Consider the following 14,875-nt stretch of genomic DNA (forward strand, 5'->3'; position numbering starts at 1 on the left):
CGCTCTGTACGGCAAGGCGGACCAGATTTGCTCCGGTTGAGTTCTTCGCATTTTGACCCGAAGTCGTCCTTGGACGGAGCATGCGCTGACCTCCATGGAGAGCGCACCTACGATCGATAAAATCCACTCTCTAAGAGAGACGTGCCTTTGCGACCAAAAAACAATCCTACACATCGTCGCGGGCGTTTTGATGGCCCGGCAAATGACGCCCGAGTACCGAACGAACGTAGGTTGCAGTCGCCGCGCAGTGAGATCGCCCGCGGCTATGTCGAAGATGTTGGCAAACTGTGAGGTAGTTTATATCCCTGCATTCTTGGCCCACCCTAATGTGGCAGAGGCTTCTTACTTTAAAGGAGGCATCCAATGCTCGCCGCAATCAAATGGAACTCCCGATATAGCGCTCGCGAATGGGTGATGATGGCTGGGGTGCTCGTCGTCCAACTCCGCACACTGAATGCAAACCGACAGAAGGGTGAAAGCAAGCCAAAGCGGCCACTCTGGAAACACTTCGACGACACTCATCATTGGGACTCAACCGCGGAGGAATGGGTCCCCGACAAGATCAGTGATAGTGCAACGCATTATGCGTCCCGCAGGCCGAGTTCCGAGACTCCCTCTCACTAGTGGGCCTATCGAGCGGTGCGGTCGCGCACAAGTAGCTGGATCGGGATGTGCGTGCCTCTGGCCGCTTGATAGCGATCCAGCAATTGCTTGGGCCGTTTGCCGGCCGCTTTGGTAAACAATCTGGATAACAAGGCCATCGCGCGCGTCGAGCAAGACACTTTCATCTGTCACATGCGTCAACTTGCCTGTCTTTCCCGACCGCATTCGCCGCATTATCGAGGAATGCCCGCCCCCGTCGTAGATGATCAAGGTAGGCGCGCGCCAAGCCGTGCAAAATGGCATATACTCACAAGCCAGTAGTATTAAAGCCTAACGAAAGAATGCCCTTCGGAACAAATGCAACGCGACGTCCTACGTCAGGAGGACGTCGCGATGCAATTGTGCATCACAACCAGAGGGGAAGTTGCTATGAAGCGACGTTCATTGCTCTTGGCATTGTGTTCTTCCGCCTTCATCTCTGCACCGGCACTGGCCGATGAGGTCAAGCAGGAGGCCGAAAAATTAGCCGTCGCCTACACCGACTGCGTCGCCAAGAAAGACGCGGCCTGTGTCGCTGCGCTCTATACAAAGGACGGGGTCCAGATCAACCCGGGCGGTGTGTTTTCCGATCTCAAGACCGTATACGAAAACAACTTCAAGAACGGCACCGATCATATAGAGATCAGAGTCGGCAACATGTCGGTCATCAACAACGATCTGGTCGTTGCCAACGGCGAGACCGACATCTTCGGTAAGGACCCTAAGAGCGGCGACGCCACCAAGGTTACAGTGTTCTGGGGCGGCATCGACATACGTGAAGGCGGCGCTTTAAAAATCCGCCAGTTGACCGTCGGCATGAAGCCGCCTCCAGCTAAGGAAGCCAGCGCCGAGAAGAAGTAGGACGTCATCCTGTCGTAAGTCACCACGCGCCCATCCTCTTTGAGGGTGGGCGTTTGATCTTGCTGCACGTCGCTCCGAAAGCGAAATACGGTTGCCTCGAAATGCACACCGCTCGCGCGATGTCTGCAAGTGGCCCATCCACGTCTCATTGAGGTCCGTTCCATGGGGCTTAGCGGACTGAATATGCTCGCGTTGAGGTTTTCGCTTTTGAACCCGCACCGCACATCGCGCGGCTGGCAGGCGTACTCGAGATTCTGTGGCAGAAGTCATGGCCGGCCAGTCCCAATGTGTTAGTTTGGGGCGAGTGATAGGTTGTCTCTACCTTTGCCGAGGCATCAGACATGAAGCGGCGCGAGTTCATAACGGCACTCGGCGGCGCTGCGGTGTGGCCGCTGGCGGCTCAAGCGCGCAATCTAAAAAGATTTACCGCATTGGATATCTGACGGCTAATTTGAGCAGCTATCCTTGGGTAAACGGCTTCGTTCGCGAATTAAGTGATCGCGGCTATTCGGAGGGCAACAATCTCACCATCGAATGGCGGGAGGCAAAAGGACATTCGGAACTTCTGCCTGGGATGGCTGCCGATCTGGTCCGGCAGAATGTCGACGTGATCGTGGAACGTTTGAAGTTCGTTCACCGCCGGAATTTGAGGTCGCGTTTGCTTCAATCCTGCGCGAAAGGCAGGATCCGATGATTGATGCGATGACTACCGTCACCGATCCGATGTTCGTCTTTGATCGGAAGAGGATTGTCGACTTCGGAATAGAAAACAAAATTCCGAACGCCCACGAATATCGAGAATGGGTGCAGAGCGGCGGACTGCTTGCCTTTGGTCCTACAATTGATGGAATATGGCGTCGGGGCGCATATTTCGTCGAGAAGATCCTCAACGGGGCAAAGCCAAGTGATTTGCCCGTCGAAGGGCCGAGCGAATTCCATCTTGCGATCAACCTCAAAGCTGCCAAAGATATGGGCCTATCTGTTCCTCAGCATTTGGTCGCGAGGGCTGACGAGTTGATTGTCCGCTAATGACCACCGATTGCAGACCTCCGGGTTGAGGACCGGGAGCATTCCGATGTTCTCGAAGGTCAAGGCGCTCGGCATCGATCTCCCTGCGACGCTGCTCGGCCGAGGTGATTGAATAACGATCTTCTGCGCTGCACGAGTCTGCTGTTGGGCCCATCTCGGACATTCTGACCGGCGCTGATGATGGTCCCCGGAGCTCAAGCGGAAGTAAGCAGCCTGGGACACCAAAGGCCGCTCGTGACCCACTCTAGACGTCATATGCTTCAGGACCGCCTTGCCGTTGAGAGCGTAGCAGCGTCGCGGCGCATAGCGGGGCAGGTGGTCGCCTGCGCTCAGCAGCCCGCGAGATCAAAATGCGAGGGGTACGCGGATATGTCAGTTGGCCGAGGTTTGCATCCAGCCTAGGCCAATGCTACGGGTTTACCAGCGTCCCCTCGTCGGAAACGCGCCACGCTGCCAAGCCGAAACATAGCGTTAGCATCAAGTTGGCCAGCAAGAGCAGGACCGAGGCAAAGTGGCTCACACGCGCCTCGGGAACAGAACGTCCCTCCAGTCCGGAGACAGGTGGATGATTCCAAAAATGCAGCTGTGCTGACCTGGTTGTAGTTTGTAAAAATGCTGGATCAACAGCTTCGAACGGGGAGCGCAGCCATCGAGCGGTTCGTGGGGAGCCGTGGACTTCGCGCCGCGCTGATCGTAGCTAAGAGGCACGGCAGGAGTTATGATCTGTTCCTTCTCGCTCGGGTCATTCGCTTCGAAGGAGTCTGGCGTGATAAAAATCTTACAAGGAATGCTCCTCGCGACCACGGTTCTGGCTGCTGCTAGTGGGGCGCACGCAGCGGGTGGCTGTGGCGAGGGCTGTCATAGGACAACCGGTGGCGCATGTGTCGTCGACGGCTGGGGCACGGGAGCCAAGGTTCGGAACGAATGCCCGGCGACCGCTCGCCCCCGTCCACCCTGCGGCGGCGGGGATTTCATCTGGGACCGCACCAAACAGGCATGCTTCCAAAATAACCGCACCTGGTTCTGATCTCGCGCCCCATTCAGGCGGGCTCTACACAGCGCAATCTGATCTCAGTGCGATGGCCTCAGAGCGGGTGACAACGAGTTCAGACGGGAACAGCTTGGCCCTTATCTCGGCCAGTGCGTTGCTTCATGGCCCGCTGTCGGCGCCGGCGCTGACGGGCTCGGTTCACGTGCTTCGGATCAGGTGCGGACCTCCAGGCACGGGAGCCGGATAGGGCTGGACTGCTATGATGGTTGTGCGGCCCTGCCGCTGGCTTACAGCTCAACTGCGGACTAGCCGTCTTGGCAGGGAATACCGAAGTTGTCACAAGCGAGAGCGAATGACTCTTTTGCTTTTGTATCCTCGAAGCAAAAGCGAGTGCCGACCTCTGCCTGATCGATCCACCAATCGACGTTACTGCCTTTTGCGATGCGGGAGGCTTCGCCGCGTAACAGGTCCAGTTGTCTTCCCGCAGCACGAACAATCAGGCAATTTTTCTCTTTGGGCATAATACCTTCTCCAATGGCACAGGACGCGAAGTCATTGGTACTAAGAGCCGTGATCACGAAGGCCGCAGCAGGGGGACTGCTGCTGCGGCCCGTGCGGTCAAAAATTCCGGGTCAAAAACGACTAGGTGAAATATGCAGCCAGCCCCGGTGCGATGATCGTACCGCAGCATCTCTGGCTCGCAATATGATCAGTTTCACAATCGGCAGAAGGCTTAACGTGCATCAGTGCCCCGGCTCTCAGGTCCATGGGGATCGGGAACATTCGGCAATCTGGGTGCGTTCGCCTCCAGCTCCGGGCGATGTCTCGGAGCGGACGCGTAGAACTTCCAGCCTCAGGAATCATCTGCCTGGGGCCGGCTTTTTCCAGGACCGTCTTGGCGCCCAGTTTGATTTAGCGGTCGCCTATGTCAATTTGGCAGATGAAAGGGTGGCGGTCGGAAGCTATCCGGGATATGTTGGCAATTCAGCGGAAGCTGGCGCACTGAGAGACGACCCCGGCTTGGGGGCTTGAGGGTTGATGCCGGGGCCGCTCCGCCAGCTCGAAGAAGAGAGCTAACAAAACCTGCAATTTTTCCTCTGCGCGTTCGTTCCTCCAACGAGCGCTCGATCTCGCAAACTGCGGCGGCTTGCCGGTGCTAAAATCCGGTCTGACCTGAGCCCCTCGGTTGCCGCATCCGGCGCATACACAACGCGCCTCGATATCAGACAGGCGAACATCGTCCGACCAGCGAGCGGCGCTGAGTGCAACGTTGTGGCCGGAGTGGCAGCAGACCAGGACACCGCGTAGGCCCATCTCGCGCATCTCGCCGAAGGTGATCTTGAGCGCTCGGCCGTCGGCGTGCGTTGGCGTGTGGCGTCTAGCAGGAGGGGACATGCCACCATCAAAGCGGAAGTACCTCGCAACCTATTGAATGCTCCGACGTAGCCGCCCTAACCGGGCCGCTTTTTCGTTGTGTCGGCTCGGTTTGACCCGACGGGGGGCACTTCCCCATCTAGCCATTCCTGCTCCTCGGCTAAAGCTCGCCACGCCTCTTCCATGCGCCGGTACCGCTTGTAAGCCGGACTATTCTTAGATGGTTCCCCTTCAGCGAGCGTTGCGCAGTTGTCTGCGTTCTCTTTGTAAATCTCTGATGGCTTCATCATCGGCCTCCTGCGTAATGCTTAGGAGAGGAGTCTGAAAGAAATGTGGTTTCGCTCGTCCCAGTTCGAGACGTGAAAGTAACCGGCTAGAAAGCTTCAGCCGTTGTGAAGGCATCGCATTGGGGGATCACAAGGTTCTACCCCGACTGTCAGGACGGCCGGGCTGTGAAGGACGAACACGGGGAGGAAGACCCGAGCGCCGCAGAAGTAAAGCATGAGTCGTTTCTGGTGGTCGCAACGAACTGCTCCGCGAAGGAGCGCTAGCGCTTCGATTTACTCTTGCTCTTCTTCGCGGTCTTCTTAGACGCAGAATTCTTGGTCGCCTTCTTTGGCGCGGCTTTCTTTGCAGCCTTCTTGGGTGGCGTTTTAGCCGGCTTCTTGGCAGACTTCTTCGCCGCGGATACTGTCTTCTTTGTACGAGCAGCTGCGACCCGTCTGTTAGCTCTCATAGGGGCAGGAACGCGCTTCTTCTTCCGAGTGATGATCGGCGGCGGAACAGCGGCAGCATCGGTCGCTTCAGGAATGTAGACTTGCTCGTTGGTCACTCCGGCAACCGCTTCTGGATCGGGCTTCATAGCATCCGCGGCTGCAGTCGAGGCGGTGTCCACGATCTCTTTTACAGTGTCTGAAATTCGTTGGACTATTGATTTTTTAGCCATGGGAGACTCCCTGAGTCGGGGCAGGATATCTCATTTTTGCGTCGGGAGGGATTGGTGCCGTTCTGGCATCTCCGAGGATTCATTCGGAAGAGGGAAGCGGGATTTAGCGCCCGTTCTATCAAATGATACACCAGCTAGTTATTGCCGGAAGCAAGATGGCAACGGCGCGCTGCTTCGGTGGCACGTCGGGCGGCCCCGGCGCGTCCGGCGCCAGCCCCGGGACGACCGGGGTCGTTCCCCGTGCGCAGCGCGGACCAAAAATTGTGGCTGGTCGACGATCGAATGCCGGATGCGCGGCAAATTCGTACGGCCATCACCTCAGCGGCATCTCCGCTTCGCACGGCCGAAACTAGGCTCAAGGCCGCAACGAAGACGGACCCGGCATAGATAAAAGAGGCAGATCAAGAACGCCGCCACAATGCTCACGAGCCATCTTAGGACCGGCAAATCAGGGTGGAAAGGGCATTGTTCCAAGATGCGATCGGCAAGGACCTTTGACGCCTCTTGCGCGGCTGTCACCATGGATCGATCTGTTCGTCAAGGTCGCGCTTGGAGCGGCTCAGGGGGAAGCCCATCATCCATCGGGGAATGGCTCAAGCAAGGTCCGATCGATTTGGTTGTCGTTGTCAGGAGGGCTGAGAGCTCCTGCGTTCCAGCTTGGTGGCGTGAGGCGGCGGAATGGGACAGAGAGGGCGCTCGGTTTGCGACTTCGAAGGCGGCGCGAAGTAGGGCGTGTGAAGCGAAATGGGGGCACACCGCGGGCGTGACGCTCTGCTTCGTCGACCAGACCTCGAAGATCTTCCAATTCTGAGAGCTGAGAAGTGAGTTCGCTAAGTTGTTCGACGTAAAGGATTGCGCGAGAGCCTCGCATAAATGTCCTCCCCAGCACAAAAAAGGCACTATCAGGACGGCGTCAGAGCAAAAGATCGCGAGTAGTAAAAGTAAAAGACTACCACAGGTAAAATAGCTGACTGATACGTCAGGCTCACTGCGTCAGGGTGTCGCGCTTGAGCCGCGGTCCGGTCGTTGGGCCGTCCGCCGGCCGGCACGAGCTGCTCGGTCCGAACGACCGGGATTTCGTTGCCCGTCGTCGTACTGATCGCTTGCGATCTGCTCGATGGTCTACCGATGCCTTTTGACCGTGCCGGCAATATCATTCGGATCGGCGCGGTCGGCGGCGGCACGTTCGCGCAAGGCTGTCCATTCGACCCTGCAACCAATACGGTCCTCGGCGCCGAACATCGTGAATAGAGCTTCAGGCGCCCCTCAGCGAAATCGCCGGATGGGTCAGGGGTAGGGGTATTTCGAACTCCGGACTCGGGGCCGCGAGATGCCAAGTATCGACTCCGCCCGTCGATCCTATTTTGCTCTTTCAGGGGATAGCCGGCCAAGGTTGTGGCGCCATCTCTCAGGAGAATGCGATACAATCGAAGCGGGAATCAGCTCAACCAGGTCCGACGGAATATTGCGATGACCAGAACTTTTCCTGCCGTCGGCCTATTTGCCGGACCGACGTTGGCGCAGGAAGGGCGACTGCCTTTCTGTGCCGAGCAACAGTCGTAGAAGCTCCTGCAGCTCCACTGATTGCTGCACGAGGCATCGGTGAGCGGCGAAGATCCGCTCACCGTGCTTCCGGGGTGCTTCCGGCGCGAATTTTGCGGAGAGCACGATGGAGGTAAGTGTTTGAATTAGCTGGTGCTGCCAGACAGGATTGAACTATGATCACAATCCTGCTTTTCGTTGATTTTATTGATGTTTTCGGTCCGGCGACCTGTTTTTGTGTGGCACTCTTGCGTGGCGCCGTAGCACTGAAATTAGCTTAGAGCAGCGTACGCATACGACGAAGGCCGCCTGATTGACACATGCGCGCGAGCGCGGCGAGTTCTACGATGGCGTTGCGTGAAGGTCAGGCGGCTTGCTGATCGGCGGACTTGCCGGCTTGGTGCAGGAGCTTCCATTCCCAGGGCAGCAGTTCGCGCAGCCGCGACGCGGGAAGATCGGCGATCCGGGCGAGGACGTCGGCGAGCCAGGCCTTTGGATCGACGTCGTTGAGGCGGCAGGTCGTGATCATCGTCAGCATGATCGCGGCACGGTCGGCGCCACGTTGGCTACCAGCGAAGGTCCAGTTGCGCCTTCCCAAGGCAATGCCTCTCAATGCACGCTCAGCGCAATTGTTGGTCAAGCAGATCCGGCCATCGTCGAGGAAGCGGACGAAGTCGTCCCAGCGCTTGAGCATGTAGTTCATGGGCTTCAGGACCTCGGCGGAGCGCGAGAGGCTTTCTCGCTCGCGGAGCAGCCAGTCATGCATGTCGTCGAGCAGCGGCTTGCTCCGCTCCTGGCGCACGGCACGCCGCTCGTCGGCACTACGGCCGTTGATGGCGCGCTCGATCTCGAACAACGCATCCAGACGCCTGACCGCCTCCAGCGCGATCGGGGAGACCGGTTTGCCCTTGCGGCCTTCCCGGGCGGCTTTCTCGATGTCAGCCAGTTCGAAGAATCCCCGCCGCGCATGGGCCAGGCAAAACGCCGGCGTGATCGGCATTGCTTTCCTTTTTGGGTCGAACAACGGCTCGAAGCCGCCATAGCAATCCGCCTGCAGAATGCCGGCGAAGGCGGCCAGATGCTTCTGAGGATGTTCGCCCCGTCGGTTGCCCGAGGCATAATAGACCGCCGCCGGCGGCGCAGGCCCGGCGAACGGCCGGTCATCCCGCACATAGGTCCAGATCCGGCCGGTCGTGCACTTGCCCTTCGCCAGGATGCGGATAGTGGTGTCGTCGCCATGAAGGCGCTCGGCCGCGAGCACATGACGCTCGATCAGCTGGAACAGCGGCATGACGGCGAAGGTTCCGTGGCCGACCTGGTCGGCCAGCGTCGACAGCGGCAGGTCGATCCGCTCAGCCTTGAAGCGCACGCTCTGGCGATTGAGCGGGATATGCATGCCGAACTTGTCGAACAGCATTGTCGCCAGCAATTGCGGACCGATGAAGCCGCGCGGCGTGGCATGGAACGGTGCCGGCGGCTGGCTGATCTTCTCGCAATCGCGGCAGGTGAACTTCTCGCGTATCGTCTCGATCACCTTGAAGCGACGCGGGATCTCCTCCAGCGTCTTGGTCACATCCTCTCCGACCTTCGCCAGCCGAGATCCACCGCAGCAGGCGCAGCTCGTTGGAGCCTCAATGACGACGCGCTCGTGTTCGATGTCGTCCGGCCATGGCTGGCGAACCGGCCGCTTGCGCATGAAGGGGCGAACGTTCTGCGTCTTCGCTGCTGCGGCCTGCGCGGCAAGCTCATTCTCGGTCGCCGTGGTGGCGAGTTCTTCGAGCTCCAATTCCAACTGCTCGAGTAAACGCGCCGTGCGCTCGGAGCGCTGCCCGTGCAGTTCGCGTTTGAGCTTCTCGATCCGTAGCTCAAGATGAGCGATCAGCACCTCGCTGTCCGATAGCTCCGCCCGCGCGTTGGCGGCATCCGCGACTGCCACATCGCGTTCAGCCTGCAACGCCTCGCGCTCGGCCAGCAGAGCAAGGTAGGCTCTCGTGAGATCCGAAGGAAGGTCGTCCGGCTTCGATGTCATGACGCCATTGAATCAGATCGAGCATCAGATTCAAACCCAAAACGATTATCCGACCCGCGTCGGCCGCTGGGTTTCTTGCGGATTGCGCCAATCGATCCCGGACAGCAGATAGCTCAACTGCGCCAGCGAGATCGTTACCGCTTCACCGGCAACCGATGGCCAGATAAACTTTCCTCTCTCGAGTTTTTTTGTGAACAAGCAGGCTCCCTGACCATCGTGCCAGATCACCTTCACAAGATCGCTGCGGCGACCGCGGAAGACAAACAAATGACCGCTGAGCGGTTCTTTGTGCAGCACCTCCTGCACTTGGAGGGCCAGCGACGGAAAGCCTCTGCGCATATCCGTGTAGCCTGTCGCCAGCCACACTCGCACATTCCCTGGTACAGCAATCATCGGCGTCCAAGCACATCGAGGACCCGCGCCAGCGCCTCCGGATCGACGTGCGCATCCACCCGGATGCACCGTCGGTTGCCGAGATCGATCTCTATCAATCCAGTACGTGCGGCTGCCGCCGAGCGAACTCGGCCATCAACCGTAGGCAAAAGCTTCGCAGTTTCTTCAGTCGAAGCCGCTACGGCGGCGATCTGCACCGGCGTAAAAGATGGTGCAACTTGTTCCGATGTCCGTGCTTGTCGACGCCAGGTAAACACCAGGCTGGCCGCTACTCCGTTGCGCCGCGCAACCTCAGTTACCTTCGCGCCCGGTGCCAACGTCTCCTCGACAATCCGTGCCTTGTCGTCCTGCGACCAACGCCGCCGCCGCTCCAGCCCGCCTAAAACCTCGACCCGCATCGCCTGATGACCTTAAAGCTAGACTTAAGGTCACACGCTTCGCGAATTACCAACCCTCACGCAAGACGGCCCCCATCGGAGGCGTACAGAGCAGCCGCGATTGCATCACCTTTATTCACGTCGAATGTGACATGAGCAGTCTCGGCGCGAAGTCGATCTCAGGACACCTGATGGCCCTCCCGCTGCATCGAACCCGCGCGGCTGCCTAGGGAAGTTAGTGGCTTCCATCGACTATCAGATCGGCAGGCCAAACTGCGGCTCTGCCAAGCCCTCCCCTTGCAGCGAGGAGAGTGAGACGTCCAACAGCCGGACCAGCCTGGGAAGCGGCATCGCGTTTTGAAGCAGTGCGATGGACAGCGCTCGAGGTCGTCTCTGCTCGAGACCACCACGGAGACAGACCGCTGCGGGTGATGATCCCGAAGTCCTTGAACTTTATCTTCAGCGTGTCCGTCCGGCCCGGTGCGCCCTTGTCCTCGCAGTGGGGCTTAGACTGATCCCGGATACGCAATCAGCGGGCCCGTACTCGCCGAACAGGCCGAAAGGCTTGCCACGGAAGCCTCCGCAGGATCATATTCGAAGTTCTCCTGAGTTAGCCAGCGCGTCGAATCCCTTCAGCTAAATTCTCTGCACGGCTCCTGCGTCTCGAACCCGATGCCGCGCTCCACTCCCGCCTGTCCGGGTTGCAAGAAGCCGAAAGTTGCAATTGCAACGCGCCCTCGACGTGGCGCTGCTTCAAATGCGAATCCGCCGGCTGATTCCGCTCTGTGCCTCCGGCATCGCACCCTCTCCCCCGGCGTTCCTGGAGAGTGCTGCTTTCAGCATATTCTCAATTCTCATTTTCGATTTCTTCGAGGGGCACTGCTGGCACTCTTGATTCCCGGCCGAGTTCGTGGAGCGGGTGAGAGTGATCTCATCACAAACGGCCTTTGAGGTGGCTGCTGGCGCCGGTGCCTCAGGCCTCGCCCGGTCCGGAGAAGATCGATGGCGGTGGCGTTGTGCGCGGCCCCGGGAGCGGCCGCTCGCTTGCTCCGGACCGGGAGGCCGGGTTGCCCTTCGCATCGTATCGCTTGGCGAGATCCAGCAACCGACGGCGGGTGAACGGATCGGCCTTCGGGGCGATGGCGCGGACCCGCTGCGCGAGACCCTGGTAGAATTCCTGCTCCATGACGCACCTCGCAACATCACTGCTCTCAGTTGAGTAGGCTACGGTTGCGAAGTCAAGAAGAGCCGACGCACCCGCGCAACTTTCTGCGACCGACTTGAGATCGCAGTGGCGAGGGACGTTGATGGGCAGCGCGGGGAATCAGATGGCAGTGTCCTATCCATTCCGGAAGGCTTGCCCGGCCGGCCGATAACGGCTGCTTCCGATGAAACCGTGAAGGGGAGGCTGCGGTTCAGCGGATTAGACTCGCACTGAAAATGCAAGCGCCATTTCAGAACTGGCCTGGCTTCAAACAGATACGTCTCGCGTAAGTCGTTGCGCATGCAACCCCGAAATTATTGGACGAATGATGGCGAATATTTTGTCTCGCGATTCCGCAGAGGATTTGAGCATTCCGGCATCTGGAAAACGATCAACTTCGGGAGGAGAAGGACGGCACCCATCCGAAGGCGGGCAAATGAATAGCCTCGATCCGATTTCAGTCATGTTTGTTCGTCAAGAATTCTTCGTACTTTCTCCGCCAGACCGCGAAAGGTAAATGGCTTGCTCAACAAGTTGACCCCCGCATCAAGTCGACCGTTGTGGACTATCGCATTCCGTGTGTAGCCCGTCGTGAACAGCACCTTGATCATTGGATGCAACCTTCTAGCCCGATCTGCGATCTTACGTCCGTGAAGGCCATCCGGGAGCACGACGTCGGTGAAGAGAAGATCGATGGTGCGAGATGATTCAAGGAAAGCAATCGCTGATGCCGCGTCGGCTGCTTCGAAAACTTGATATCCGAGATCGCGGAGCACACCGGATGAATACGCGCGCAAATCGTCATGATCTTCCACAACGAGGATGGCCTCATTCCCCCGTAACATTGTTGCTGTCGGAATACTGCGATCTTCCTGCTTGTCGGGTTCAGTCTTGGACCGAGGAAGATAGAGTTTGACCGTCGTGCCATGCCCCGGTTCGCTATAAATCCTAATGTGGCCACCCGTCTGTCGCACGAACCCGTAAACTTGACTTAGCCCCAGCCCAGTTCCTTTGCCGACCTCCTTAGTCGTGAAGAACGGCTCGAACACGCGATCCAGGGTTGCCTTATCCATTCCGGTTCCAGTGTCGGTGACAGCAACCAAAACGTATTGGCCGGGAGGCACGGGTTCTGGGAGTGCGGCAACATACTCATCATCCAGCCAGGTGTTGCCGGTCTCGATTGTAAGTCGTCCGCCGCCGGGCATTGCATCCCGCGCGTTAACCGCCAGATTGAGGATGCCATGTTCTAGTTCCGATGCGTCAGCAAAGGCGCTCCACAAACCGGCATTGCCAACTATCTCGATCCTGATTTGCTCTCCTAAAGTGCTCTTGAGCAGTTCGCTCATTCCCCCGAGCAAGCGATCTACATCAATGGACTTTGGATCCAGCGGTTGGCGACGTGAAAAAGCTAGCAAGCGGGCGGTGAGTGTGGCCGCGCGCTGGGATGCATGATGCGCCATCGCCTGCGCTCGCATGATGCGCCCAAACTGTGGCGCATCGGACATGCTTGCGATCTGCCGTCCGATCGTATCAAGACCACCCATGATCACCGTAAGCAGGTTGTTAAAGTCGTGTGCAACACCGCCGGTAAGCTGACCGATGGCCTCAAGCTTTTGAGCTTGGCGCAGCGCTGCTTCGGCCTCCGTTCGACGCGCGATTTCTTCCGCTACACGCTGTTCCAGCGTCGCATTGAGTTGCTGTAGCTTTAAGGACGTAGCGGACACATCTTTACGCGCACCATCGAGTGCTCTCGCAAGATGCGTTGCGTGAGTAGCCGCCTCCGTGGCAGAACTTGCGCGCGCTAGGGCCATATGAACCCGCGCTTCAGTCTTTAGCAGTTCAATTAAAAGCGGAAGGCTCGATTCGATATCATTCCAAGGGATAGACAAGTTCCTGCCGACAAATACCAGGATTGCCGCAGGGGTCGAACGAGCGACCGCGGGAACGAGCGTGTTAGCGTCGGGAAATGCTACCTCTCCGAAGAACTCACAGCAGCTTGATGCTTGCTTCAAAAACGCTCGCCAAGACGGGCCGCCAGGCAGGCGCTGGTCAAATCCCTGAGCTGGCGTAAAACTCCCCGTTTCTTCATCCTTCAAGAAAATGAGGAAAGCATCGCCTCCCATAAACTTGGCTAATCGCGCGGCAGCTTCTCGCCTCCCGTTGGCGTTGGCAAAACCACTTAAAAGATGAGCCCCGTCATCCTTCAAGTGACCTACTCGGGAAATACGCAAACGACTGCAGTGCAGTTGTGAAAGCCACTGAACTGCCCCTCCGCTCGGGCGATTTGACCGTGGGTGTTACACCCCGTCAACGGCACTTCCGAAAATCGTTCTTGCAGGCTTGAGAGTTCCAACCCGAACTCGTCTCCCATACGGAGGCGAGTAGCGACGCAATCAAAGAAAAGGGCCGCCGCTGGGGGGCCGCCTAATGCATCCAAAGCAGCATTTGCAGCCTGCTTCGCGGCAGAAACTGCGGATGCCGTGCTAGTCTTCATAATTCTTACAACTGAACCAACGGGGACCTCAGCGGCGCACACAACTGCGCCTTCCTCATCCACAGCCAGAGGAACACGCAAGCGATGTTCAGCTCCGCTATCAACCCCAATAATATTGTGCAGGAAGAATGGTAACGGTTCCTTCCGATCCAAGTTCTGATGAGTCTCTTCCGCGTGTTCTACGAATGCTTCGATCGCTGGAAACCCATCAAGGCTTATCACTTTCATGCCGTCGCTCGCCGTGACGCGATAGGCTCGGGACGCAGGTTTCCAGCCGTGACTAACACCCACGCCGATCGGCTTCGAGGAGAGAATCTCCAATGCCACCGCGGCGTCGGACAAAACTTCTTCTCCACAAAATACAGTGGTCTTTTGAAATTGAGCGTTGTCCCCCGCTCCTCCACCAAAAAACTGATACTGACCGGCTGTAGCTAACGTCAACTGATCTACTAAAATATCAGCATGCCCAGCTAGAGCATCAGCTAGAACGAGAGCAGCCCGAAACGGAAATCGTCCGGGCGGTGTTGGTGTAAACCTCGAAACTATCTCCTGGGCTGCCGCAGTGGCATCCATCGCGAGGTTACGTCCAACACTATATGAGAAGACCACATCGTCGCCCACCAACCCCAGTGCACACGCCAAGCCTTGACCACTGCTCACATTCGTAAACTCGCCGGCAGATGAAGCTCCAACAACGATGGTATCGGGCAGCTCCTTTTTTATGGCAGAAAGTATCGCTCCGTGGTCATGCTGAGGAGCTGCAAATAACACCAAGGCAGCAGGCGGTGTGCTTAGGGATCTTCGTATTTCGGTGGCCAGAAATTCGCCTGCAGTCGAGCTATCGCTCGAATCCGTCGAGACTACCGACGCTTTCATTGTTTCCCCCACTTAGACAACAGCAGTAAACAACCTCCGAAAGGATAAGTTCCAAGTAGCTCGAAAATATCAAGGGGCCTCGAGGCGGCAAAGTGACGTAAACCTTTTGGGGCTTTT

Annotated in this window: 13 protein-coding genes; 5 read left to right on the plus strand and 8 right to left on the minus strand. The window is 58.0% G+C overall.

Features of this window, described 5'->3' with window-relative positions; all coding sequences use genetic code 11:
- The first annotated feature begins 1,032 nt into the window (after positions 1 to 1,032).
- The 4 genes from RX329_RS12130 to RX329_RS41910 all read left to right on the plus strand — a co-directional run bounded on the left by RX329_RS12130 (position 1,033) and on the right by RX329_RS41910 (position 3,559).
- Positions 1,033 to 1,503, plus strand: a complete 471-nt coding sequence (locus RX329_RS12130) for a nuclear transport factor 2 family protein (protein WP_085349989.1) — start codon at positions 1,033 to 1,035, stop codon at positions 1,501 to 1,503.
- A 385-nt stretch (positions 1,504 to 1,888) separates the two neighbouring features.
- The gene (locus tag RX329_RS12135; RefSeq protein ID WP_157643160.1) at positions 1,889 to 2,197 is read left to right on the plus strand and encodes a hypothetical protein; all 309 of its coding nucleotides are present in this window, start codon (positions 1,889 to 1,891) and stop codon (positions 2,195 to 2,197) included.
- Positions 2,194 to 2,532, plus strand: a complete 339-nt coding sequence (locus tag RX329_RS12140; protein WP_018460464.1) for an ABC transporter substrate binding protein — start codon at positions 2,194 to 2,196, stop codon at positions 2,530 to 2,532. The genes RX329_RS12135 and RX329_RS12140 overlap by 4 nt, the downstream gene beginning before the upstream one ends.
- A gap of 787 nt (positions 2,533 to 3,319) precedes the next feature.
- The gene (locus tag RX329_RS41910; RefSeq protein ID WP_083926619.1) at positions 3,320 to 3,559 is read left to right on the plus strand and encodes a hypothetical protein; all 240 of its coding nucleotides are present in this window, start codon (positions 3,320 to 3,322) and stop codon (positions 3,557 to 3,559) included.
- A gap of 269 nt (positions 3,560 to 3,828) precedes the next feature.
- On the opposite strand, the gene RX329_RS12145 is transcribed toward RX329_RS41910, so the two are convergent.
- Both RX329_RS12145 and RX329_RS12150 read right to left on the minus strand, forming a co-directional pair.
- Positions 3,829 to 4,044, minus strand: coding sequence for a hypothetical protein (locus RX329_RS12145; RefSeq protein WP_083926613.1), 216 nt, complete (start codon positions 4,042 to 4,044; stop codon positions 3,829 to 3,831).
- Between the two features lie 1,400 nt (positions 4,045 to 5,444).
- On the minus strand, positions 5,445 to 5,843 hold the full coding sequence (locus RX329_RS12150) for a hypothetical protein (protein WP_143273748.1): 399 nt from the start codon (positions 5,841 to 5,843) through the stop codon (positions 5,445 to 5,447).
- Between the two features lie 1,080 nt (positions 5,844 to 6,923).
- Here RX329_RS12150 and RX329_RS12155 point away from each other — a divergent pair.
- Positions 6,924 to 7,094 carry a hypothetical protein gene (locus RX329_RS12155; protein ID WP_018460462.1) on the plus strand — a complete coding sequence of 57 codons (171 nt, stop codon included), beginning with the start codon at positions 6,924 to 6,926 and terminating at the stop codon, positions 7,092 to 7,094.
- A gap of 655 nt (positions 7,095 to 7,749) precedes the next feature.
- Here RX329_RS12155 and tnpC read toward each other — a convergent pair.
- The 6 genes from tnpC to RX329_RS12190 form a co-directional block, all read right to left on the minus strand.
- Entirely contained in the window at positions 7,750 to 9,414 is a 1,665-nt protein-coding gene (gene tnpC / locus RX329_RS12160; protein ID WP_085357270.1) for an IS66 family transposase, read from the minus strand.
- Between the two features lie 45 nt (positions 9,415 to 9,459).
- Positions 9,460 to 9,807 carry an IS66 family insertion sequence element accessory protein TnpB gene (gene tnpB, locus RX329_RS12165; protein ID WP_085357271.1) on the minus strand — a complete coding sequence of 116 codons (348 nt, stop codon included), beginning with the start codon at positions 9,805 to 9,807 and terminating at the stop codon, positions 9,460 to 9,462.
- Entirely contained in the window at positions 9,804 to 10,205 is a 402-nt protein-coding gene (tnpA, locus tag RX329_RS12170) for an IS66-like element accessory protein TnpA (RefSeq protein ID WP_085357272.1), read from the minus strand. The genes tnpB and tnpA overlap by 4 nt, the downstream gene beginning before the upstream one ends.
- 952 nt (positions 10,206 to 11,157) lie before the next feature.
- Positions 11,158 to 11,370, minus strand: a complete 213-nt coding sequence (locus tag RX329_RS12180) for a hypothetical protein (RefSeq protein WP_085383141.1) — start codon at positions 11,368 to 11,370, stop codon at positions 11,158 to 11,160.
- A gap of 479 nt (positions 11,371 to 11,849) precedes the next feature.
- Positions 11,850 to 13,595 carry an ATP-binding protein gene (locus RX329_RS12185; RefSeq protein WP_240543266.1) on the minus strand — a complete coding sequence of 582 codons (1,746 nt, stop codon included), beginning with the start codon at positions 13,593 to 13,595 and terminating at the stop codon, positions 11,850 to 11,852.
- Between the two features lie 5 nt (positions 13,596 to 13,600).
- The gene (locus tag RX329_RS12190) at positions 13,601 to 14,758 is read right to left on the minus strand and encodes an FIST signal transduction protein (protein ID WP_026234039.1); all 1,158 of its coding nucleotides are present in this window, start codon (positions 14,756 to 14,758) and stop codon (positions 13,601 to 13,603) included.
- Between the last annotated feature and the right edge of the window lie 117 nt (positions 14,759 to 14,875).

The sequence above is a fragment of the Bradyrhizobium sp. BWC-3-1 genome (genome assembly GCF_032917965.1).
GTDB lineage: Bacteria > Pseudomonadota > Alphaproteobacteria > Rhizobiales > Xanthobacteraceae > Bradyrhizobium > Bradyrhizobium canariense_D.

Coding starts and splice junctions, on each gene's coding strand:
- tnpB (WP_085357271.1), bottom strand. CDS start 9,807: ATGATTGCTGTACCAGGGAATGTGCGAGTGTGGCTGGCGACAGGCTAC.
- RX329_RS12145 (WP_083926613.1), bottom strand. CDS start 4,044: ATGCCCAAAGAGAAAAATTGCCTGATTGTTCGTGCTGCGGGAAGACAA.
- RX329_RS12150 (WP_143273748.1), bottom strand. CDS start 5,843: ATGGCTAAAAAATCAATAGTCCAACGAATTTCAGACACTGTAAAAGAG.
- RX329_RS41910 (WP_083926619.1), top strand. CDS start 3,320: ATGCTCCTCGCGACCACGGTTCTGGCTGCTGCTAGTGGGGCGCACGCA.
- RX329_RS12140 (WP_018460464.1), top strand. CDS start 2,194: ATGATTGATGCGATGACTACCGTCACCGATCCGATGTTCGTCTTTGAT.
- tnpC (WP_085357270.1), bottom strand. CDS start 9,414: ATGACATCGAAGCCGGACGACCTTCCTTCGGATCTCACGAGAGCCTAC.
- RX329_RS12190 (WP_026234039.1), bottom strand. CDS start 14,758: ATGAAAGCGTCGGTAGTCTCGACGGATTCGAGCGATAGCTCGACTGCA.
- RX329_RS12130 (WP_085349989.1), top strand. CDS start 1,033: ATGAAGCGACGTTCATTGCTCTTGGCATTGTGTTCTTCCGCCTTCATC.
- RX329_RS12180 (WP_085383141.1), bottom strand. CDS start 11,370: ATGGAGCAGGAATTCTACCAGGGTCTCGCGCAGCGGGTCCGCGCCATC.
- tnpA (WP_085357272.1), bottom strand. CDS start 10,205: ATGCGGGTCGAGGTTTTAGGCGGGCTGGAGCGGCGGCGGCGTTGGTCG.